Below are 20,782 nucleotides of genomic sequence, written 5' to 3'. Positions count from 1 at the left end.
GTTTCACCAAACATCAGGTGATTGCGGATTTCGTCGATATTCCGGTTCTCGCGAATCTGCCGGAAATACCAACCGCCATCGGCCGTGTCGCCGTACAGGCAGGCCCCGACCAGCACGTCATCCTTGATCACCAGTTTTTTGTAGATCCCGCCGATAGGGTCGGAAAGGGTGATGGTTTCGGTGCCTTCGCCGCCCATGAAATCGCCGGCGGAGAACAGGTCGATGCCGGTGACTTTCAATTTGGTCGAGGTCACCGAGCCTTTGTAGCTGGCGAAGCCAAGCTGTGCGAGATGGTTGGCGCAGACCTTGGCCTGTTCGAACAGCGGCGCCACCAGGCCGTAGGCGATACCGCGATGGCTGGCGCATTCGCCGATGGCGTAAACCCGTGGGTCGTAGGTTTGCAGGGTGTCGTTGACCAGAATCCCGCGGTTGCACGGGAGCCCGGAGCGTTCCGCGAGTTCGGTCGCAGGGCGGATGCCGGCGGCCATCACCACCAGGTCGGCGGGGATGCGGTCGCCGTTCTTGAACTCGACCGAGCCGACCCGGCCATTGCCGGCATCGTGCAGGGCCTGGGTTTGCTCGCACAGGCGAAAGTGCAGGCCACGGTCCTCAAGCGCGGTTTGCAGCAAGCGGCCGCTGACGCTGTCCAGTTGCCGCTCCAACAGCCATTCACCGTTGTGCACCACAGTGACGTGCATGCCGCGCAGCATCAGGCCATTGGCCGCTTCCAGACCGAGCAGGCCGCCACCGATGACCACCGCGTGCTTGTGGGTTTTTGCGGTGTTGATCATGGCTTGGGTGTCGGCGATGTCGCGGTAGCCGATCACGCCGTGCAACGTGTTGCCCGGGATCGGCAGGATGAACGGGGTCGAGCCGGTGGCAATCAGTAGGCGGTCGTATTCGGCCTCGGTGCCGTCGTCGGCGATGACCCGACGTTTGATCCGGTCGATCTCTACGACTCTGCGGTTGAGCAGCAACTTGATGTTGTTGTCCAGGTACCAGTCCAGGTCGTTGAGCGCGATCTCTTCGAAGGTTTGCTCGCCGGCCAGTACCGGCGACAGCAGGATGCGGTTGTAGTTGGTATGGGGTTCGGCACCGAAGACCGTGATGTCGTACAGCTCGTTGCTCAGCTTGAGCAGCTCTTCCAGGGTGCGAACCCCGGCCATGCCGTTGCCGATCATCACCAGTTTTAGTTTTTTCATCAGGTTCTCCGGGGAGCTCGGACCCGCCTCGACAGGGCGTTCAGGTCGTGCTCGACAAATTTTGCGCAAACAAAAAAAGGCGTCCCGCTAGTTGCCTAGCGAGGACGCCTTTGTCCTGGTCCCGTTCTCTCGGGAAGCGCATCCTTCGTCGTTGAAGGCTGGGCTTTATGTCTGTTGAGAGAGGTAATGCAGTGGTTGTGCCAAGTTGACCTACACCCGGTTTTGTTGGCTCGGAGTGCTTAATCAAAGGGGGCTTCTGCACCGAATCGAAGCGTGGTGCCCGCTAATGGAGCGGGTTGCTGATGGATTTGTGTTGGTTGTCAGTCCGCCTTCGCGAGCAAGCTCGGCTCCTACAGGTCGATCAACCCGCAACCTGTAGGAGCGAAGCTTGCTCGCGAAAGGCGCGACTCGGTCTAGCCGCGAAACAGCAAAACCAGCAGCACCACATTCACCAGCAGCGCCACCAACGCCAACGTCCGCCAGACCTTCACCGGCTCGCGTTCCAGCAGCGGCCGGGGCCGTACGCTCAAACTGCGTCGTTCACCCTGTTCCAGCACCAATAACCATTCTTCCGCAGTTTCGAATCGCTCTGCCGGGTCCGCCGCCACCGCGCGTTCCAGGCTTTGTGCGATCCACTCGGGCAGGTCCGGGCGGTAGCGACTGGCGCTGACCGGTACACCAAACCGTGGACGCTGGAACGCTTCGATTTCGCCGTAGGGATAATGCCCGGTGAGCAGGAAATACAAGGTCACGCCGGCCGCATACAGATCCTGTTGCGGGCTCGGCGCGTCACCGCGAAAAGCTTCCGGCGCAATGTAACTGGGTGTTCCGGGCAGGGTCGATGCCTGATCTTCAGACAGGCCGGGGCAGTAGGCCAGGCCGAAATCCAGCAACCGCAGCTCGCCGTCATCCCCCAGCAGCAGATTCTCCGGTTTGATGTCGCGATGCAGAATCTGCCGTCGATGCAACATCCCGACCGCCCGCAGCAAACGTTCCGCCAGATCCTGCCATTGGGCCAGCGGCAGCGTTGTGGTTCGCTCGGCCAGTTGCGCCAAAGTCGAGCCGGAATATTCACGCATCACGTAGTACAAATGCTGACGCTGACTGGCGGCATGGACTTCAGGGAAATGCCGACCGGCCACGCGCTTGAGAAACCATTCCTCCGACAGCAAGGCTTGCCCGGCCAGGTGATCGTCGCGCAACGCGCCGGGCAGGGTTTTCAGCAGCCAGGGTTGTTGCTGAGCGTCGCGCACCCGATAGAGCAGCGACTGCTGGCTTTGGCCGAGTATTCCTTCGACGTGCCAGCCCTCAAACGTCTGGCCCGGTTTCAGCGCTGGCGGCAGTGGCCATTGCTGCACATGAATCAACGCATCGCCGATGCTCGTTTCACCGAGGGCGTCGACCCGCACCAATAACGCGCTGGCGTTGTCCTGACTGCCCGCCAGATGCGCCGCATTCACCAGGGTTTGCGCGGCGCTGTGCAGATCCGGTTGATCGCGCAGAATCGCCGCAATCGCGGTGTCGCCCAGTACGGCCCAGATGCCATCGCTGAGCAGCACGAAATGCTCATTCAGCCGCAGTTCGCCATCGAGAAAATCCAGCACCAGATGCTGATCGAGGCCGAGCGCCCGTTTGAGCACATGCTGCATGCCCGGTTGATCCCAGACGTGGTCCTCCGTGACCCGCTGCAATTGATCGGCGTGCCAGCGATAAACCCTGCAGTCCCCGACATGCGCCAAGGTAAAACGCCTGCCGCGCACGACCAAGGCACTGACCGTGGTCAGCAGCGGTTGCCCACCGCCATTGGCCTGCAACCAGCGATTTTGCGCCAGCAGCAAACGATCCAGTGCCTGGGCGACACCCCAGGTTTCCGGGGTGGCGTAGTAGTCCAGCGCCAGCGCCTGCAAGGTCGAACGTGCCGCGAGGCCGCCATCGGCGCACTGGCTGACGCCGTCGGCGATGGCGAACAGGTAGCCCTTGCTCGCCGCCAGCGCCGGGGCCGGCGTCACCAGGCGCAGGGCGTCCTGGTTCTCCTCGCGCGGACCGATGGCGCTGGCTTCGGCAAAACTCAGTTGCAGGCTCATTCAGCCCTCACACCCGCGCAGCAGTGACGGCCGCCGAACCCCAAGTGGTTCTCCAGCGACGCTTCACACCGTGCAGGCCGAACCAGGCGAGGACGCCGAGGCTGGCGAACAACCACAGCGCCAGTTGATAACTGCCGGTGCTTTGCTTGATCGCGCCCATGCCTGCCGCGAGGGCGAAGCCGCCGATACCACCGGCCATGCCGATCAAACCGGTCATTACACCGATTTCGCGACGAAAACGTTGCGGGACCAATTGGAAAACCGCGCCGTTACCGGCACCCAGGCCGAGCATCGTGCAGACGAAAAGTGCCAGCGCCGCGTAGGAACTCGGCAAGTTGAAACCCACCGCCGCAATGCAGATCGCCGCCACCGTGTACATCGCCAGCAATGTACGAATCCCGCCGAAGCGATCGGCCAATGCGCCGCCCAGAGGACGCATCAAGCTGCCGCCAAACACGCAGGCCGCCGTGTAGTAACCGGCAGTCACCGGGCTCAGGCCGTATTGGTCGTTGAAGTAGCCGGGCAGGGCGCTGGCCAGGCCGATGAAGCCGCCAAAGGTCACGCTGTAGAAAAACATGAACCACCAGCTGTCGCGGTCACCCAGGGCTTTGAAGTAGTCGGACACCGACTTGGCTTTCGGCCGCTCAGGGGCGTTTTTGGCCAGCCAGGCGAAGACGATGATGGTCAGGATCAGCGGGATCAGCGCGAAGCCGAACACGTTGCTCCAGCCGAACGCGGCGGCCAGCACTGGAGCGATCAGCGCGGCCAGCACGGTGCCCGAGTTACCGGCCCCGGCGATGCCCATGGCCTTGCCTTGATGCTGCGGCGGATACCACTGCGACGCCAGCGGCAGGGCCACGGCGAACGACGCGCCCGCCATGCCGAGGAACAGGCCCAGAAGCAGCGCTTGTTCGTAACTTTGGATGCCGTGCTTCCAGGCGACGAACAGGGCGCAGATGACGATCACCTGGCCGATCAGCCCGGCGGTTTTTGGCGACAGGCGATCCGCCAGCATGCCCATGATAAAGCGCAGTACGGCCCCGGCCAGAATCGGCGTGGCCACCACCAGCCCGCGTTGTTGGGTGGTCAGGTGCAGGTCGGCGGCAATCTGCACCGCCAGAGGGCCGAGCAGGTACCAGACCATGAAGCTCAGGTCGAAATAGAGGAAGGCCGCGAACAGGGTCGGGGTATGGCCGGATTTCCAGAAGCTTGAATTCATCGCGCACCTCAGCTGTGAGTCGTCTCGAGAAGGAGTCATGAGCTTGCAGGTGGGGGGCCGCAACGGCCGCACCACCGGCCCCGGTCTGTGGGGCCAAAACAAAAAAACGCCGCCACCCGATTCGCCATGGGCAAATGAGGTGAGCGACGTCTTTGTCGTAGGTGGGGCAACCGCCGTTGGTTACCTGTAGTGATTGCTTAGCGAGATTTGTGCCAACAGTCCGAGACCGGGTCGACCCTTTCGCGGGCAAGCCTCGCTCCTACAGTTCGAACGCAATTCCTCTGTAGGAGCGAGGCTTGCCCGCGAAGGCGTCCTTCAGCCGAGCAGCTCACTCATCGCAATGATCTGCTCCGCCACCTGAATCAGCTTCTGCTGCCGGCTCATGGCCTGGCGGCGCATCAGCGTGTAGGCCTCTTCTTCGTTGCAGTCCTTCATCTTCATCAGCAGCCCCTTGGCCAGCTCGATGCGCTTGCGCTCGGCCAGTTGCTGGTCGCGGGCGTGCAGTTGCGCGCGCAGGGCCTGGTCGCTTTCGAAGCGTGCCATGGCCACGTCGAGAATCGGCTGCAAGCGCTGTGCGTGGATGCCTTCGACGATGTAGGCGCTGACCCCGGACTTGATCGCCTGACGCATCACGTCGGGGTCATGTTCGTCGGTAAACATCACAATCGGCCGTGGCTGGTCTCGACTCACCAGCACCACTTGCTCCATCACATCGCGGCTCGGTGACTCGGTATCGATCAAAATCACATCCGGACGCACCGTTTCGACGCGCGCGGGCAGGTCGATGGTCAGGCCGGACTCGTCGATGACCTCGAATCCGGCTTCGGTCAGGGCGGCCTTCAAGCGGCCGACTTTCTTCGCGGTGTCGTTGATCAGCAGGATACGCAGCATGTTCGTAGTCTCCTGTCAGCGGCTGGCGAGTAGGGGCGAGCTGTCGCTCATGGCGTGCAGTTTGAAGCTGCGGGCATATCCGGCCGGGTCCGAGCCGTCCCAGATTTTGCCGTCGATCAACTGGCTGCTGCGCATTTCCCTGGCCGAAGAATCGACATCGACCGCGCTGGCTGCCTCTCGATACAAGTCTAGTTGCTGGACCTGACGGGCCACGGCGAGGTAGTCCGGGTCGTCGCGCAGCAAACCCCAACGACGGAACTGGGTCATGAACCACATGCCATCGGACAGATAAGGCTGATTGACCTCGCCAGCGCCATGGAAGCGCAGCGCGTGCAGGTCTTGCCAGCGGTTGCCGAGGCCGTCGGCGTAGTCGCCGAGCAGGCGCGGTTCGATGCAGTCGAGCGGCGCGTCCAGGTATTGGGGGGCGCTCAGCAACTGCGCGGTGCTGCGGCGATTCTCGACGCTTTCTTCAATGAAGCGGCTGGCCTCCAGAATCGCCTTCACCAGCGCCCGTGCGGTGTTGGGGTATTGCTCGACGAAGGCGCGGGTGCAGCCGAGGACTTTTTCCGGATGATCGGGCCAGATGGTCTGGGTCGTTGCCATGGTGAAGCCGAGATTGTGTTTCACGGCGCTGGCGGACCAGGGTTCACCGACGCAGAAGCCGTCGATTCGCCCGGCTTGCAGGTGCGCGACCATTTGCGGTGGTGGCACCACCACACTGTCGACGTCATGCAGCGGATGAATGCCCTGGCTCGCCAGCCAGTAATACAGCCACATGGCGTGGGTGCCGGTCGGAAAAGTCTGGGCGAAGGTGAGTTTTGGGCGAGTTTGGTGCACGTGGCGGTCCAGTGCTTCAGGACCGGTCACGCCCAACGCCTGCAAGCCGTGGGAAAGGTTGATGCTCTGGCCGTTCTGGTTCAGGCCCATGAGCACCGCCATCTCGGTCGGCGCTACGCCGCCGATGCCCAGGTGCACGGCGTAGATCAAACCGTACAGGCTGTGGGCGGCATCGAGTTCGCCGCTGACCAGTTTGTCCCGCAGGTTGGCCCAGGAAGACTGGCGCTTGAGATTCAAGGTCAGGCCATAGGGCTGGGCGAAGCCCTGAGTGGCGGCGACCACCACCGAGGCGCAATCGCTCAAGGCCATGAAACCGAGGTTGATGTCGGTCTTTTCCGGGGCATCGCTGCCGTTGACCCAGGCCAGTGGGCCCGCTGTGGTTTCATTCATGGCAAAACACCTTCCAAAAAAAACGTCGTCCCAGGCCTTCGCGCAAGCAAAGCCGGGTGACGACGCCATTGTCCTTCCACTCATCCCGTCGTTGGCATGAGTGCTGATGCCTGTGTTGGTGCAAGGCATATGCCATCGCTTGCTGATTTTGTCGCGCGCCTCGCTTGCGACCCCGATGCCCGGCTATAATCGCCGCCTCATTTCGCCGCCATTCGAGTCAACGCCGCCCATGTACACCCTGGCCCGTCAGCTGTTGTTCAAACTTTCCCCGGAAACCTCCCACGATCTGTCCCTGGACCTGATCGGCGCGGGCGGGCGTTTGGGCCTCAACGGCTTGCTGTGCAAGGCGCCGGCAAAAATGCCGGTAAGCGTCATGGGCCTGGACTTCCCGAACCCGGTGGGTCTGGCGGCCGGTCTGGACAAGAATGGCGCGGCCATCGATGGTTTTGCCCAGTTGGGTTTTGGTTTTGTCGAAATCGGCACCATCACGCCGCGTCCACAGCCGGGCAATCCGAAGCCACGGATTTTCCGTTTGCCGGAAGCTGAAGCGATCATCAACCGCATGGGCTTCAACAACCTCGGCGTCGATCACCTGCTGGCCCGCGTGGCTGCGGCCAAGTACAAGGGCGTGCTGGGCATCAACATCGGCAAGAACTTCGATACCCCGGTCGAGCGTGCGGTCGACGACTACCTGATCTGCCTGGACAAGGTCTATGCCCACGCCAGCTATGTGACGGTCAACGTCAGCTCGCCGAACACCCCAGGCCTGCGCAGCCTGCAGTTCGGTGATTCGCTCAAGCAATTGCTGGCTGACCTGGCGACTCGTCGTGCCGAGCTGGCGTTGCGTCACGGCAAGCATGTTCCGTTGGCGATCAAGATCGCACCGGACATGACCGACGAAGAAACCGCGCAAGTCGCTCAAGCGCTGATCGAAACCGGGATGGACGCGGTGATCGCCACCAACACCACCCTGAGCCGCGTTGGCGTCGAAGGCATGGAATACGGTGACGAGGCGGGCGGTCTGTCCGGGGCGCCGGTTCGTGACAAGAGCACCCACACCGTGAAGGTGCTGGCGGCCGAGTTGGCGGGTCGTTTGCCGATCATCGCCGTGGGCGGCATCACCGAAGGCAAGCATGCCGCCGAGAAAATTGCGGCGGGTGCGAGCCTGGTGCAGCTCTATTCCGGCTTCATCTACAAAGGCCCGGCGCTGATTCGCGAGTCCGTGGACGCCATCGCCGCCCTGCGCTAAACCCCGTATCTGTAGGAGCGGCCGGGCGGCGTTCCGTTTGCCGGCGATGGCGGTGGGTCAGCGACACATGTATCGCCTGATAGGACGCCATCGCCGGCAAGCCGGCTCCTACAGGGGTTGTGTCTGGCCGAAGAGCAGGCATAAAAAAGGGCCCCTTGAAGGAGCCCCTGGGCCGAAGCCCGCCGCCCGGATGGGGCGTGCGTGGTAAGTCGTTACGTAATCAGGTTGTCGTGTCGGAGTGTGTGCCCTGTGTTAGCCGACGGCGTGAAGTTCGTTGAGTCTATGGATTCCCGCAGTGCCGGTCATACCGTCCCAGTTGTCGCCGCGTCCTTCTCGCCAGCCGTTAATCCAGGCTTGGCGTACTGACGGTAGAGTAAATGGGCAAAGCTCACGGGATTTGCCACCAACGCCATATTGATATCCGCGCAAAAATGCTCTTTCCAACGGATCACGCTTAAGTCTTCTCATAGGGTGTTGCCCTCACTTGTTGACTGTATGTATCGCGTTGACCTCAATCGAGGTCTGGCAGAAATGTCTGCCGTTGGGGGGCTCGCTGCCGGCGTGGCGAGCCAAGGTGTTGACGTCCGTTGTGGCGCCAACCTGTATTGAGTTCTAACCAATGCGTCACATCGAGGGAATGATCGTTTTGTCATAAGGACGTAACCATAAAGATGCTATGGCCATAAGTAACACGATGTTTGTCCCGTGTTTATTAGCCAAAGCCCTGTATGATCGGCCCCCCGCAGGATGATGGGGTTAATCCTTTAGTGAGAATGCCTCGCGTTGGTCTCGGGCATTATTCGACGAAGGGTCGAGTTATGACATTTTGTTGCATCAACTTTTTTATCTGCCCGTGCATCTAAGCTCTTCTAACCTGAGCAGCACGGGTGGGACGGCACACCTTCGTGCCACGCGGGCGCTCTTTTAGAAAAGCGCCTGATTGAAAACCGGGCCGGCAATGCGTTGTCGGTTCACTTAGCCAAAGGCTCTGAAATTCCAATGTCCGATCAATTCGAAATCTTCCTCACTTGCCCCAAAGGCCTCGAAGGCCTGCTCATCGAGGAAGCCGTCGGGCTTGGCCTTGAAGAAGCGCGTGAGCACACCTCTGCCGTGCGCGGCATGGCGACCATGGAAACCGCTTATCGCCTGTGCCTGTGGTCGCGTCTGGCGAACCGGGTGCTGCTGGTGCTCAAGCGTTTCCCGATGAAGGACGCCGAAGACCTGTATCACGGCGTGCTCGATATCGAGTGGCAAGACCACATGCTCAACGACGGCACCCTGGCCGTCGAGTTCAGCGGTCACGGTTCGGGCATCGATAACACGCACTTCGGCGCCCTGAAAGTCAAAGACGCCATCGTCGACAAACTGCGTACCCCGCAGGGCGACCGTCCGTCCATCGACAAACTCAACCCGGACCTGCGCATTCACCTGCGCCTGGACCGTGGCGAAGCGATCCTGTCCCTCGACCTCTCCGGCCACAGCCTGCACCAGCGCGGTTACCGCCTGCAGCAAGGCGCGGCGCCGCTGAAGGAAAACCTCGCGGCTGCCATCCTGATCCGTTCCGGCTGGCCGCGCATTGCTGCCGACGGCGGCGCGCTGGCTGACCCGATGTGCGGTGTCGGTACGTTCCTCGTCGAAGCGGCGATGATCGCCGCCGATATGGCACCGAACCTGCGTCGCGAGCAGTGGGGTTTCACCGCGTGGCTTGGCCACGTGCCGGCGCTGTGGAAAAAGCTTCACGAAGAAGCCACCGAGCGCGCTGCGGCCGGTCTGGCCAAGCCACCGCTGTGGATTCGTGGCTACGAAGCCGACCCGCGCCTGATTCAACCGGGCCGCAACAACGTCGAGCGTGCCGGCCTGAGCGAGTGGATCAAGATCTACCAGGGCGAAGTCGGTACCTTCGAGCCGCGTCCGGACCAGAACCAGAAAGGCCTGGTGATCTGCAACCCACCGTACGGCGAGCGTCTGGGCGACGAGGCGAGCTTGCTCTACCTCTACCAGAACCTCGGCGAGCGTCTGCGTCAGGCCTGCCTGAACTGGGAAGCGGCGGTGTTCACCGGCGCGCCGGACCTGGGCAAGCGCATGGGCATCCGCAGCCACAAACAGTATTCGTTCTGGAACGGCGCGCTGCCGTGCAAGCTGCTGCTGATCAAGGTCACGCCGGATCAGTTCGTCACCGGCGAGCGCCGCACCCCGGAGCAGCGTCAGGTCGAGCGCGAACAGGCGGAATACGATCAGGCACCGAACGAGCCGCAGGAACGCCAGTACAACAAAAACGGTAACCCGATCAAACCGGCCGCGGCACCCGCTCCGGTGATCGAGCAACCGCGTTTGAGCGAAGGCGGGCAGATGTTTGCCAACCGTCTGCAAAAGAACCTCAAGGCGCTGGGCAAGTGGGTCAAGCGTGAAGGCATCGACTGCTACCGCGTCTACGATGCCGACATGCCGGAATACTCGATGGCCATCGACCTGTATCAGGATTGGGTCCACGTCCAGGAATACGCCGCGCCGAAATCCATCGACCCGGAAAAAGCCTCGGCGCGTATGTTCGATGCACTGGCAGCGATTCCCCAGGCGTTGAACATCGACAAGAACCGCGTAGTGGTCAAGCGTCGCGAGCGTCAGAGCGGCACCAAGCAGTACGAACGCCAGGCGGCGCAAGGCAAATTCGTCGAGGTCAACGAAGGCGGCGTGAAGCTGCTGGTGAACCTCACCGACTACCTCGACACCGGGCTGTTCCTCGACCACCGACCAATGCGCATGCGCATCCAGAAAGAGGCGGCCGGCAAGCGCTTCCTCAATCTGTATTGCTACACCGCGACGGCCAGCGTCCACGCAGCCAAGGGCGGCGCGCGCAGCACCACCAGCGTCGACTTGTCGAAAACCTACCTCGACTGGGCGCGTCGCAACCTGTCGCTGAACGGTTTCTCCGACAAGAACCGTCTGGAGCAGAGCGACGTGATGGTCTGGCTGGATGCCTGCCGTGACGAGTTCGACCTGATCTTCATCGACCCGCCGACCTTCTCCAACTCCAAGCGCATGGAAGGGATCTTCGACGTGCAGCGCGATCAGGTGCAGTTGATCGACCTGGCCATGGCGCGACTGGCGCCGGGTGGCGTGTTGTACTTCTCCAACAACTTCCGCAAGTTCGCGCTCGAGGAAAACCTCACCGAGCGTTACGCGGTCGAGGAGATCACGACCCAGACCATCGATCCGGACTTCGCCCGCAACGGCAAGATCCACCGGGCCTGGAAAATCACTGCGCGTTGACAGTTTTTTGCATTGGATCCACAGAGCCTTGATTTTTAAAGGCTCTTGGCTTCTTTCAGTGCTGGTCAAATTGATGGCTAATAGCTATAACTCATCGCATGGCCAATGGGCTTTTCCGGCACCTGGCGTTTTGAGTTGCCTCTATGTCGTTGCACGCCGTGCGCCCAAAGATCCTGGGTTTTATCAGTGAAGACGTCTCGGCCTGGCTGGTCGCGCTGTTTGTATTGGTCGTCGGCGGGGTTCTCACCGGGTTGCTCGCCTGGTCTACCCTGAATCTGTTTCACCAACAATTACGGCAACGTTTCCAACTGCTGGCCAGTGAACGTTATAGCCGTATCGAAGAACGCTTCGAAGATCAGGAGCAGCGCCTCGATGGCCTGCGCCGGTTCTTTGTCAATTCCGATTCGGTTGCCCGCGAGGAATTCGACGGTTACACCCAACCTTTGCTGCACCGGACTCAGGCCTATTCGTTCGCCCTGCGGGTCAGTCGTGCCGAGCGGGCGGAGTTTGAGCGTCGGGTGCGGAAAGAGGGGGTACCCGATTTCAACATTCGTGAGCTCAATGCCGACGGTCAGCTGCAATTGGCGGCGGAGCGCGATGAGTATGTCGCGGTGCTGTACAGCCAGACCCAGAGCAAGCTCGGCTCACCGTTGGGTTACGACCTTGCCGCGCAGCCCCTGCGCCGTGCCACCCTGGACCGGGCGGACCAGCATGGCCAGATGGCGGTGTCGCAGCCGATGCATCTTGTCGCTATCGAGCCGGCTTATGCGCGGGGCGTGTTGTTGGTGGCGCCGGTCATGCCACGCAAAAGTCCAGACACGAAACCTTACGGTTATGTGATGGCGGTGATCAGCATGCGGCAGTTGCTGGCCGATGGCTTGCCGGAAGCGGGTCGTGATTATCTGTCAGTGCGAATCCTCGACCTGTCCATCGAAGAACAGCACGAAGTGCTTTACGAATCGCCCAACGGCCCTGCCGTCAGTGAGTTGTCCGCGACCCGGCTGCTGCGGCTGGCCGACCATGACTATCAGGTCGACATCCAGCCCAGCGAGGCTTTCCTGCAAGCCAACCACTCTTCGGTCAGCAGCCTGGTGGTGCTGGGTGGTTTGCTCAGTCTGCTGCTCAGCTCGCTGCTTTATGTGTTGGTCAGTCAGCGGCAACGCGCGCTGAAAATGGTCGAGCAGCGGACCCAGGAGTTGCGTGCCCGAGAGCAGGAGCTGCGCGGTACCCATGGTCAACTGCGTGGCGTATTGAATGCCGCGACCCAGGTGGCGATCATCGCCACCGACCTGCGCGGCGTCATCAGCACGTTCAACGCCGGGGCGGAGCAGATGCTCGGCTACTCAAGCGTGGAAGTGGTGGGGCACATGACCCTGGAAAACCTGCACCTGCCCCGGGAACTTGCCGCGCGTTCGGCCGAGTTGAGTGCACGTTATGGCAAACCGATTCCGACCTGCCAGGCGATGTTGGTCGAGGGCGGCGAGGAGGGCGGTCACGAGGCGCGGGAGTGGACGCTGGTGCGTGGCGATGGCAGCCATTTGACGGTGAACATGCTGGCGACCCCGGTGCTCGACGAGCAAGGTTTGTGGGTCGGGCACCTGGCGATCTGCATCGACGTCACCGAGCGCAAGCGCGTGTACGAAGCGCTTGCAGCACGGGATTTGCTCTTGAAGAAACTCAGCGCCCATGTGCCCGGCGGGATTTACCAGTTCAAGATGGAATTCGACGGGCGCTTCAGTGTGATCTACGCCAGCGACGGCATCCGCGATATCTACGAGCTCGAGCCGGACGTCTTGTTGCTCAACGCCGAAGCGATTTTCACCCGGATTCACCCCCAGGACACCACCCGGGTCCGCGCCTCGATCCGGGCGTCGGCGGACACGCTCAGCCCTTGGCGCGAAGAATACCGTGTGCAGTTGCCAGCGCGGGGGGTGCGCTGGGTTCGTGGCGAAGCGACCCCGGAGGAACTGCCCGGCGGCGGCGTGCTCTGGCATGGTTACATCTCGGACATCTCCGACCTCAAGCGCGTCGAAGAAGAGCTGCGGGCGCTGTCGATCACCGACTCGCTGACCGGGATCCACAACCGGCGCTACTTCCAGGAACGCCTGACCACCGAGATGGTTCGTGTGGAGCGCGGTGGCGGCGAGTTGTCGGTGATCATGCTCGACATCGACCATTTCAAACGCATCAATGACCAGCATGGTCATGCCGTGGGCGATCGGGTGTTGCAGGCGGTGTGCGAGCGCATCGGCAATCGCCTGCGTCGCACCGATGTGTTCTGTCGCCTGGGCGGTGAAGAGTTCATGGTGCTCTGCCCGGACATCGATGGCGAACAAGCCTATGGGCTGGCGCTGGAGTTGTGGCAGGGCTTGCGCAGTTCACCGATCGACGATGTCGGGGTCGTCACAGCGAGTTTCGGCATTGCCAGTTGGCGTGTCGACGAGGGCGCGGATGCGCTGCTGCTGCGGGCGGACTCGGGGGTGTATGCGGCGAAACAGGCGGGACGGGATCGGGTTCAGGGCGAGTTGGGTTAAGTCGGGGCTACACACAACCCCCTGTGGGAGCTAGCAGGCTAGCTCCCACATTGGATTTGAGGTGTGCTTACAACACTGAAGCGGTATCCGGCAGTTTCGGCTGGCGATACAGGTCCAGCAGCACCTGATCCAGCACCGACGATGCGCCAAACGGGGCCTTGTCGTTGAGGATCGCCACCACCGCCCAGGTGTTGCCATTGACGTCGCGGCTGAAGCCGGAGATCGCGCGCACGGTGTTCAGGGTGCCGGTCTTGACGTGGGCTTCGCCGCGCATCGCGGTGGTCTTCAGGCGTTTGCGCATGGTGCCGTCGGTGCCGGCAATCGGCATCGAACTGATGAACTCGGCAGCGTACGGGCTATGCCACGCGGCTTGCAGCATCGCCGCCATTTCACGGGCGCTCACGCGTTCTGCGCGGGACAGGCCGGAACCGTTTTCCATCACCAGGTGCGGCGCGGTAATGCCTTTCTTCGCCAGCCACTGACGCACCACGCGCTGGGCCGCTTTGGCGTCATCGGCGTCGGCGTCGGTGCGGAATTTCTGGCCCAGGCTCAGGAACAGCTGCTGCGCCATGGTGTTGTTACTGTATTTATTGATGTCGCGGATGACTTCCGCCAGGTCCGGCGAGAAGGCGCGAGCCAGGACCTTGGCGTCTTTCGGCGTGGCCGCCAGAACGTCCTTGCCCTGAATGCTGCCGCCCAGTTCCTTCCAGATCGCCCGGACGGCACCGGCGGTGTACGTTGCGTGGTCGAGCAGCGACAGGTAAGTCTGCGAGCTGCAGCCTTCGCCCAACTGCCCGCCGACGGTCACGGTGACGCTGCCGTCGGCCTGGGTCACCGGGTTGTAACGCACGCCACCGGTGCATTGCTTGCCGTTGACGGCCTTGACCTGGTTTTCGATGCGGATGCTGGCAATCGGCGGCTCTACCGAGATCAGCACCCGGCCGTTGTCGTTGCGCGCGACGAAGCGCAGGGCCTTGAGGTTGACCAGCAGCGAATCGGGTTTGACCAGGAACGGTTTGTTCTCGTCATTGCCGTCATCGTTGAACTCCGGCAGTTGCGGTTGCACGAAGAAGCCACGATCCAGCACCAGGTCGCCGGTGACTTGCGTCACGCCGTTGGCCCGCAGATCGCGCATCAGCAGCCAGAGTTTTTCCATGTTCAGCTTCGGATCGCCGCCACCCTTGAGGTAGAGGTTGCCGTTGAGAATGCCGCCACTGAGGGTGCCGTCGGTGTAGAACTCGGTTTTCCACTGGTGGTTCGGGCCGAGCATTTCCAGCGCTGCATAGGTGGTCACCAGTTTCATGGTGGACGCCGGGTTGACCGAGACGTCAGCGTTGAAAATGGTCGGGGTGCCAGGGCCGTTGAGCGGGATCATCACCAGCGACAGGGCGTTGTCCTGCAGCTTGCTGGCCTTGAGGGCTTTTTCGACGTTGGGCGACAGCGCGGTGTTGATGGTGGCGGCGGAAACGGGGAGGGCCAGCGGGAGAAGAAGACTGGCCAGCAGCAGTGGACGCAAAGATTTGATCATCTGAAATAAAACCCTACAGCCGAGGGGAAAAAAGACGAGGGCATGAAGATAATTTCCCTCAGTGGTCATGAAAGTGTCGGCATTATGCCCCAAGGTGTAGCGGCTTGTGCCGTGCCCGCGCCTTCTAATCCGCTATTTTTTTACCGGCGGTAACGCGTTGCGCCCAGAGAGTCGGGCAATTGGCGGCTTAAACTGCTAAAGTGCCGCCCGTTATTACTTATGAGGATTGTTCCAATGGCGACTAACCGTTCCCAGCGTCTGCGCAAAAAACTGTGCGTCGATGAATTTCAAGTTTTGCTGATTAGCACAAGATAATCAGAAAGTTGTCAAAAACTAATCCTCCGTTCTGCCCTTCGTTTCTAGTCCGCTAGCCCCCTCTCAGCATTTCTCGCTACCTGCTCAGAATTGTCCTATCCCTCTGCCTGTAGCAATCGCACCTGATACTCATCGTCATGTCTCCAAGCTGCCCGCCCCTCATGGCTACTTGCGTCGATTTTGCCAACAAACGAAGGGCCACACGTCTAGCCGCCCTGGTTGGAATTACTAATGTAGGTCTGGTATTGAAGGTGATAATACAAAGGCGAGGTGCCGATTACTTGTGACCAAGCAATGGTGATGGCGGGATAATTAGAAGCGGCCCGAGTCTTCGTGTTGAAGCTTCGTGTTATTGGATTCGTTGTGTGCTGATCGTAGGTTGCGAGAGCGGAATGTTGACGAGTCGCGGTGGCTTGGTATTTCGGCGTGAGCATATGTATCACACCGATCACATGCAATATTGGGTGGTCGTAGAAACTGAGACCAACTCAAGGGCAGTTAATATCGAAGGCGCGGCGACTAAAACAGAGGCGAGATGTAGGGGGAGTTCAATATGACAATGAGAACGTTCGCCTTGAGCTAGAAACAAAAAGGCCATCACGATGGATGGCCCTTTGAACATCAAGCTACCGGATTGATCGGTTTTTCCGGGTACCAGACGTCAAGCAGCGGGCTGACTTCAACGCTGGTTAACTCGGTGCGGCCTTTGAGCCAGGTTTCAACGGCAGCGCGCTGGTCAGCGCTGACAGAGCCACGCTTCTGCAGGCAAACCAGGCCGTAGTCGTCACCGCCTACATAGCCCAGACCGTTGGCTTCCATGGCTTCCTTCAGGAATGCATCGAGGAATGCATCGATTGCCTCGTCAGCCAAATTTTCCTTGAAATCGAGGTTCAGCTCGAAGCCCAATTCCTGGAACTCGTCTACACAGAGCTTTTTGCGCAGACGCTGGGAGCGGTTAGTGGCCATGAAGCAATCCTCTTAAGTAATAACGCGGCGCATCTTACCAGCTAAGCGGCATGCTAGGTCGTTTCAATTTCGGCAATTGATGCTCGCCTAGTTTGTTTAACGAGCGGCTACCTGCTGGCGTGTCTGTCACATGAGCAGATGGAGCATACAAATACGCCTGGAAATGGATGCTGTGATTTCTATCCTCCTCTTGTGAACAGAATCTACACGCAGAATACACACGATGATTTCTCTGACAGGACAGACTACTTCAGGCTCTCAAGCTCCTTGATGACCCTAGCTACAAGCTGATCTGAGGTTTCCGGTCCCATGTTGCTGTATACCGCCGCAAGAAGTGTCAGCGGATGGATCCCCAGACTCTTTGCTATCGCAGCCATTTTGGGCAGGGTAGGTGTTTTCTGGCCATTTTCGAGTTCGCTGATGTATCCCTGATTGATGCCAACAGCAATTTGGGGAAGCCCTTTGCTGCGACGAAGCGTCTTTACGGTAATCCCGAAGGATTCTTTGAGATCCATTTGCTGACCCGCAAAAGGCACGATAAAGCCTTGCTGCGGGATAAAGAGCTATACGCTATAGCAATATTTGCATTTTTCTCACGTTGAAATGGTTTTAGGAGCGAGTGAATAGTGCTCACCGCACCCATAGCGGGGCAAGCATTTGCGGGTACTTGTCCTCTAACAGAGTGTCGGAAGCTTTCGGTAAATGCTGTTCGAGGTGGCGAGCGGAGAACAGTATTTCTGATCGCTTTCTCTTTCGAAGATCCAGTTCGCCGAGCTTGTAGCTCGCGACCGCAGTTCGATACAGAACTGCGCTTTGATCGATGTCAACCCCGGTGAAAACCATGATGCTTTCAAGCTCTTCTAAAGCCCAGGCGCTACGCCCGCTTATAGAAGGGGGACACATCATGTGGACGTGCCTGACCACGACGTCCTTAGCTGTTAAAAGGTAGTGTCGCAGTTCATATGCACACTCGACCACGGCCGCGCGGTTTTGTTGCCCCGTTCTCATCGACGTGATGGTTGCAATGAAGCAGAGCCCTTCTATTTCACAATGTGTCCAAGTTCGTACCTCATTATGCTTACGGTCGAAAAGGAAAATCACTGAGCGCTCCGATGTGGTGCCCGAAAGGGTCCAATATTGCTGAAGGGGAAAGAGATATATGCTATAGCAATATTTCGGGTCCTGCATTTCCTTTGGTCGTCATACCGTTGGTGGGTCTATCTATCTTTCCGGTTCGCCTTGCTTTGACGGAGCCTTGTAGCTGTCTGGCAGGTGACGGTGTAAAGGCGCGGCGCAGTCAATCCAAGATGGCTACCTGCTATTAGGAGGGGTATGAGCCCGAAATCGATCCGCTGCTTCCTCAGTACATGTGGGAAATAGGCGTTTGTGACTGAAACCGAGAACCGCTATGAAAGGTAAACACAAAATCAAAACAAAAAAGTGGCAGATCGCTGAGCATTTCAAGTCTGAAGCTCAGATGGTTTTAAAGGAGCGCTCCGCACGCGCGAATCGATTCTTAGACTTAGCGCTTTCCACCGAGGGCGTTCTAGAGCCCATTGGAGCACTGGCGGGTACGCGGTCTTCCATTCTGGCGGAGCACGATTGATGTGACGTGTTGGCAAATCCACCTTCAACGCCTCTTTGAAATGCCGGATGCTGCATGGCTGGCCGAACTGTGGAGGCGACTCATGTTGGCGGAAGTGATGCGCGAGAGTGCTTACCGTGCCTATCGAGCCCGGTTTGGCGTGTTTCTCCCCATTCCCCTCGGCGCTTCAGATCAGGACATCCACGAGCTGATAGAGGCGGGCTTCTTGGCCGCTAGCGTCAAGGTGCTTAGTGATCGGGGCAAACTCAGTGTTGTCGGGCGCGACCAGATCATTCCGCTGAAAACCCTCAAAAAGCGATTGGCAAACGGTCAGCGGCTGACTGTGAATCAGAGTGATCGGCTGTTTCGTGTCGTACATATCACCGCCATGGCCGAGGTGCTCTTTGAAAACGACGAGAAGGCCAGGCGCTGGCTGTCCAAACCCAAGACACGGTTCTCAGGTAAAAGTCCCATAGCGATGCTCTCGACCAGCCCAGGCACCCGCCAAGTTGAAGAGGTGCTGATTCAGTTTGCAGAAGGGTTGGTTTTTTGATTCTGGAGCGCCAGATAGGTGCGCGACTAATGACTGCGGGTGGTGCTGATGAAAATCAAAGAAAAGCAAGCGGTGGAGGTCGTCCACGACCTCCTGTGCGATGTCTGCCTCGAAAGCACTCGCGTCGAGGGTGGTAGCCTCCAATACGCTGTGCTTCAGGCACACTGGGGATACGGTTCAGCCCACGATGGAGAGCGCTATAAGATACATTTATGTGAACGCTGCTTTTTCCAGGCCGTGGCCAGTCTTAAGCAGGAAAGGCGTATTCAAACGATGTTCAGTGCGAACGACAACGTCAGATTGACCGACAATTTCGGCTTGCTCGCAACGGACGACTACTTCAACGACGGCGGCAGCTTCGACAAATAATTCATGAATCAGACAACTCAACTGACTCCTTGATTCGGGTGCTCGCGACGGGATGGTTTGGCTGAAAACGGTCGGTCGAGAAATCTGGACTGGGCAGCGTCTTATAGTTATCCGCACTTTCCGGGAGAAGGCATAAACCATCGCCGTGAGGTCGTTACCCTTTCGTTCAAGCACTACTCCTGACATGGTCAATGGCGGCAACCTCAGCGGATTGTCATCCCTAGACGACCCCGGACACTTCTTCCTTAGCCGCTGAGAGCACGCCCGAGGGATTGGCCAAGAACACTTCCTTGGGCCGCTTGCCGCCGAGGAAGGTATTGGGCGAGGCAAACCAGAACGCCATTGCCCATCCATCCTTCATCGTGGTCAACGTCGAAATGACACTCTCCAGCACGGTAAATGGCCGAAAGCCTTGTGATGGGTCGAGTCCGTAGATCGGGAAATAATCGACGCCTTCATGGCGCAAAGCAAAAATCTTTCCCGCATGCTTCCATTTGTTGGGTTGCGAGCTGGGATTGCGCGAGCTGAACTGGGCGAGATGCGAGATCTCGTTGGCCGTCACCCAGTCATTACTTTGAAGGATCTCGGTTTTCGACTTTGCCAGCATTCGGGCCTCGCGCAGTAACGTCGACGGCACCGGCTGCTTAGGAACCATCAGGGCGACGATGGTTGAAATCGTATCGGCAGGGAGGGGGTGAAGGTGGGCGCGGAATACCTGGGTGAGCATATCCACGGAACGTACATAGGCATCGACCATTTCCTGTGATTTCGCATTTACGGTAATGACAATCTTGTGCCTAGAACCCTCCGCGTCCTGAGGTGTGGCTTCAACCTCAATCACAGGTGATTCGCGAACGAATCCAACGGTAACAGTACTGAAAGTCATACCAACCACCTCAAAGTTGTCGGTTCGATCGAAACTGCCAATGAGCAATCTATTCCCCAAGGTTGGTTGTCGCAATCACCGCCTGGCGGCTGTTACGCGAGCCTCCCCGGCTTGGCTCGGAGGAGGCGCGCGGAGTCTGAAAGCGAAATCACGCTTGAACCGTCAGAGAAGAAACCTTGCGGCGTATTAACGATTTGACCGTCAGCGCCTCGGCAAACCGGCCAAGGGCTTGATAGGTTAAGGCCAGATTGGCCATGCTCCTATGGGTATCGGGGTGATCAGCCCCTAGCGTTTGGCGCCGGAGGCGACGTCACCCAGATGAGTCAAGAAGTCTGCGTGGCGATTATTTCGTACTGCGCTATGGCCTACGTTATTACAGCTGTACAACAGGGTTGTTTACCGTTGGAAATCTGCGTATCAACAGGTTTGAGAAAGCAAGACTCTCAAACCTCAGCACGGTTTTTCCCCCGCGGGCCTTGATGGACGGTACGCCGAGGAGGACAGGGGCCTGATTCTCGAAAAGCCCGGGCCGATCCCGGCGCTAGACTCAAGGGGCCGTCTTGGTTTGGGTGTAGGCTGTAAGCGATTTACCAGGTAGAAAACCGCGTCGGACGCCAGCAAGCGCAGCGCGGCCGGACCGTGCACGGTGTGTGCGAGGAGGACACCATGACAATGCCCAACGAGCGCACGCGCGCACTGATCCAGACGCGAGATTTTCTGGTCGAGCTTGCAGAAGATTCCGCGCTTTCAGCGTCCATGCGACGTCAGGCCCGCCAGCTGCTACGGCACTATCCCCATGCAAACGAGATCCTGCGGGCCGGGCAGCTCGAAGAGCGAAGGGTCGACCGACTGACCGAGCCCTTCCTGAGCTCCAGCATCGATTGACCGCCGTGGCCACTCATCC

The 20,782-nt window shown here is 59.5% G+C and carries 16 protein-coding genes and 2 pseudogenes; 7 read left to right on the top strand and 11 right to left on the bottom strand.

Translation table 11 applies throughout. The annotated features are described in order from the left end of the window. Window positions 1-2 precede the first annotated feature (2 nt). The 5 genes and pseudogenes from KGB25_RS05420 to KGB25_RS05400 all read right to left on the bottom strand — a co-directional run. Window positions 3-1,202, bottom strand: a pseudogene (locus tag KGB25_RS05420) (NAD(P)/FAD-dependent oxidoreductase); the annotation flags it as partial. Between the two features lie 413 nt (window positions 1,203-1,615). After that, a complete protein-coding gene (locus tag KGB25_RS05415) occupies window positions 1,616-3,286 on the bottom strand; it encodes a bifunctional protein-serine/threonine kinase/phosphatase (protein ID WP_008037772.1) in 1,671 nt (556 codons plus the stop codon). Window positions 3,287-3,293: 7 nt separating this feature from the next. Continuing rightward, the gene (locus tag KGB25_RS05410; protein ID WP_008027395.1) at window positions 3,294-4,505 is read right to left on the bottom strand and encodes a nitrate/nitrite transporter; all 1,212 of its coding nucleotides are present in this window, start codon (window positions 4,503-4,505) and stop codon (window positions 3,294-3,296) included. Window positions 4,506-4,820: 315 nt separating this feature from the next. Further along, the gene (locus KGB25_RS05405) at window positions 4,821-5,396 is read right to left on the bottom strand and encodes an ANTAR domain-containing response regulator (RefSeq protein ID WP_008027390.1); all 576 of its coding nucleotides are present in this window, start codon (window positions 5,394-5,396) and stop codon (window positions 4,821-4,823) included. 15 nt (window positions 5,397-5,411) lie between these two features. After that, window positions 5,412-6,623, bottom strand: a complete 1,212-nt coding sequence (locus KGB25_RS05400; protein ID WP_008027389.1) for a CmpA/NrtA family ABC transporter substrate-binding protein — start codon at window positions 6,621-6,623, stop codon at window positions 5,412-5,414. Between the two features lie 229 nt (window positions 6,624-6,852). Between KGB25_RS05400 and KGB25_RS05395 the strand changes: the two genes are divergently transcribed. Next, window positions 6,853-7,872 carry a quinone-dependent dihydroorotate dehydrogenase gene (locus KGB25_RS05395; RefSeq protein WP_032832392.1) on the top strand — a complete coding sequence of 340 codons (1,020 nt, stop codon included), beginning with the start codon at window positions 6,853-6,855 and terminating at the stop codon, window positions 7,870-7,872. 252 nt (window positions 7,873-8,124) lie between these two features. Here the strand turns inward: KGB25_RS05395 and rmf are convergent, their stop codons facing one another. Further along, the gene (gene rmf / locus KGB25_RS05390; protein ID WP_003223300.1) at window positions 8,125-8,340 is read right to left on the bottom strand and encodes a ribosome modulation factor; all 216 of its coding nucleotides are present in this window, start codon (window positions 8,338-8,340) and stop codon (window positions 8,125-8,127) included. A 531-nt stretch (window positions 8,341-8,871) separates the two neighbouring features. Here rmf and rlmKL point away from each other — a divergent pair. Beyond that, window positions 8,872-11,142 (top strand): bifunctional 23S rRNA (guanine(2069)-N(7))-methyltransferase RlmK/23S rRNA (guanine(2445)-N(2))-methyltransferase RlmL, encoded by a 2,271-nt coding sequence (gene rlmKL / locus KGB25_RS05385; RefSeq protein WP_008027386.1) that lies wholly within the window; start codon window positions 8,872-8,874, stop codon window positions 11,140-11,142. 143 nt (window positions 11,143-11,285) lie between these two features. Continuing rightward, window positions 11,286-13,676 (top strand): GGDEF domain-containing protein, encoded by a 2,391-nt coding sequence (locus KGB25_RS05380; protein WP_223434513.1) that lies wholly within the window; start codon window positions 11,286-11,288, stop codon window positions 13,674-13,676. 67 nt (window positions 13,677-13,743) lie between these two features. Here KGB25_RS05380 and dacB read toward each other — a convergent pair whose 3' ends face one another. The 3 genes from dacB to KGB25_RS05365 form a co-directional block, all read right to left on the bottom strand. Next, on the bottom strand, window positions 13,744-15,204 hold the full coding sequence (gene dacB, locus KGB25_RS05375) for a D-alanyl-D-alanine carboxypeptidase/D-alanyl-D-alanine-endopeptidase (RefSeq protein ID WP_192226236.1): 1,461 nt from the start codon (window positions 15,202-15,204) through the stop codon (window positions 13,744-13,746). 936 nt (window positions 15,205-16,140) lie between these two features. Continuing rightward, entirely contained in the window at window positions 16,141-16,485 is a 345-nt protein-coding gene (locus KGB25_RS05370; protein ID WP_223434512.1) for a YggL family protein, read from the bottom strand. A gap of 245 nt (window positions 16,486-16,730) precedes the next feature. Then, window positions 16,731-17,000, bottom strand: coding sequence for a helix-turn-helix domain-containing protein (locus KGB25_RS05365; protein WP_223434510.1), 270 nt, complete (start codon window positions 16,998-17,000; stop codon window positions 16,731-16,733). An 893-nt stretch (window positions 17,001-17,893) separates the two neighbouring features. Between KGB25_RS05365 and KGB25_RS05360 the strand changes: the two genes are divergently transcribed. The 3 genes from KGB25_RS05360 to KGB25_RS05350 all read left to right on the top strand — a co-directional run bounded on the left by KGB25_RS05360 (window position 17,894) and on the right by KGB25_RS05350 (window position 18,992). Next, on the top strand, window positions 17,894-18,091 hold the full coding sequence (locus tag KGB25_RS05360; protein WP_223434508.1) for a hypothetical protein: 198 nt from the start codon (window positions 17,894-17,896) through the stop codon (window positions 18,089-18,091). Between the two features lie 82 nt (window positions 18,092-18,173). Further along, complete coding sequence (locus KGB25_RS05355; RefSeq protein WP_223434505.1) at window positions 18,174-18,623, top strand: antitoxin Xre/MbcA/ParS toxin-binding domain-containing protein; 450 nt, start codon at window positions 18,174-18,176, stop codon at window positions 18,621-18,623. 48 nt (window positions 18,624-18,671) lie between these two features. Beyond that, complete coding sequence (locus KGB25_RS05350; RefSeq protein WP_223434502.1) at window positions 18,672-18,992, top strand: hypothetical protein; 321 nt, start codon at window positions 18,672-18,674, stop codon at window positions 18,990-18,992. Between the two features lie 220 nt (window positions 18,993-19,212). Here the strand turns inward: KGB25_RS05350 and KGB25_RS05345 are convergent, their stop codons facing one another. Together KGB25_RS05345 and KGB25_RS30505 are read right to left on the bottom strand one after the other, a co-directional pair. Next, window positions 19,213-19,878 carry a hypothetical protein gene (locus KGB25_RS05345; protein ID WP_223434500.1) on the bottom strand — a complete coding sequence of 222 codons (666 nt, stop codon included), beginning with the start codon at window positions 19,876-19,878 and terminating at the stop codon, window positions 19,213-19,215. Between the two features lie 148 nt (window positions 19,879-20,026). Next, a pseudogene (locus tag KGB25_RS30505) lies at window positions 20,027-20,173 on the bottom strand (tetratricopeptide repeat protein); the annotation flags it as partial. 371 nt (window positions 20,174-20,544) lie between these two features. On the opposite strand from KGB25_RS30505, the gene KGB25_RS05335 reads away from it, so the two are divergent. Next, window positions 20,545-20,763, top strand: coding sequence for a BPSL0761 family protein (locus tag KGB25_RS05335; RefSeq protein ID WP_223434498.1), 219 nt, complete (start codon window positions 20,545-20,547; stop codon window positions 20,761-20,763). Window positions 20,764-20,782 lie beyond the last annotated feature (19 nt).

It is taken from the genome of Pseudomonas sp. BF-RE-21, assembly GCF_019947305.1.
GTDB lineage: Bacteria > Pseudomonadota > Gammaproteobacteria > Pseudomonadales > Pseudomonadaceae > Aquipseudomonas > Aquipseudomonas migulae.
Note: the sequence above shows the minus strand (reverse complement) of the source record. Positions and strands in the feature narration are given on the sequence as shown.

Bases quoted from the DNA above. Each gene is read 5' to 3' on its own strand.
- KGB25_RS05415 (WP_008037772.1), bottom strand. From the start codon at position 3,286: ATGAGCCTGCAACTGAGTTTTGCCGAAGCCAGCGCCATCGGTCCGCGC.
- KGB25_RS05410 (WP_008027395.1), bottom strand. From the start codon at position 4,505: ATGAATTCAAGCTTCTGGAAATCCGGCCATACCCCGACCCTGTTCGCG.
- KGB25_RS05405 (WP_008027390.1), bottom strand. From the start codon at position 5,396: ATGCTGCGTATCCTGCTGATCAACGACACCGCGAAGAAAGTCGGCCGC.
- KGB25_RS05400 (WP_008027389.1), bottom strand. From the start codon at position 6,623: ATGAATGAAACCACAGCGGGCCCACTGGCCTGGGTCAACGGCAGCGAT.
- KGB25_RS05395 (WP_032832392.1), top strand. From the start codon at position 6,853: ATGTACACCCTGGCCCGTCAGCTGTTGTTCAAACTTTCCCCGGAAACC.
- rmf (WP_003223300.1), bottom strand. From the start codon at position 8,340: ATGAGAAGACTTAAGCGTGATCCGTTGGAAAGAGCATTTTTGCGCGGA.
- rlmKL (WP_008027386.1), top strand. From the start codon at position 8,872: ATGTCCGATCAATTCGAAATCTTCCTCACTTGCCCCAAAGGCCTCGAA.
- KGB25_RS05380 (WP_223434513.1), top strand. From the start codon at position 11,286: ATGTCGTTGCACGCCGTGCGCCCAAAGATCCTGGGTTTTATCAGTGAA.
- dacB (WP_192226236.1), bottom strand. From the start codon at position 15,204: ATGATCAAATCTTTGCGTCCACTGCTGCTGGCCAGTCTTCTTCTCCCG.
- KGB25_RS05370 (WP_223434512.1), bottom strand. From the start codon at position 16,485: ATGGCCACTAACCGCTCCCAGCGTCTGCGCAAAAAGCTCTGTGTAGAC.
- KGB25_RS05365 (WP_223434510.1), bottom strand. From the start codon at position 17,000: ATGGATCTCAAAGAATCCTTCGGGATTACCGTAAAGACGCTTCGTCGC.
- KGB25_RS05360 (WP_223434508.1), top strand. From the start codon at position 17,894: ATGAAAGGTAAACACAAAATCAAAACAAAAAAGTGGCAGATCGCTGAG.
- KGB25_RS05355 (WP_223434505.1), top strand. From the start codon at position 18,174: ATGTTGGCGGAAGTGATGCGCGAGAGTGCTTACCGTGCCTATCGAGCC.
- KGB25_RS05350 (WP_223434502.1), top strand. From the start codon at position 18,672: ATGAAAATCAAAGAAAAGCAAGCGGTGGAGGTCGTCCACGACCTCCTG.
- KGB25_RS05345 (WP_223434500.1), bottom strand. From the start codon at position 19,878: ATGACTTTCAGTACTGTTACCGTTGGATTCGTTCGCGAATCACCTGTG.
- KGB25_RS05335 (WP_223434498.1), top strand. From the start codon at position 20,545: ATGACAATGCCCAACGAGCGCACGCGCGCACTGATCCAGACGCGAGAT.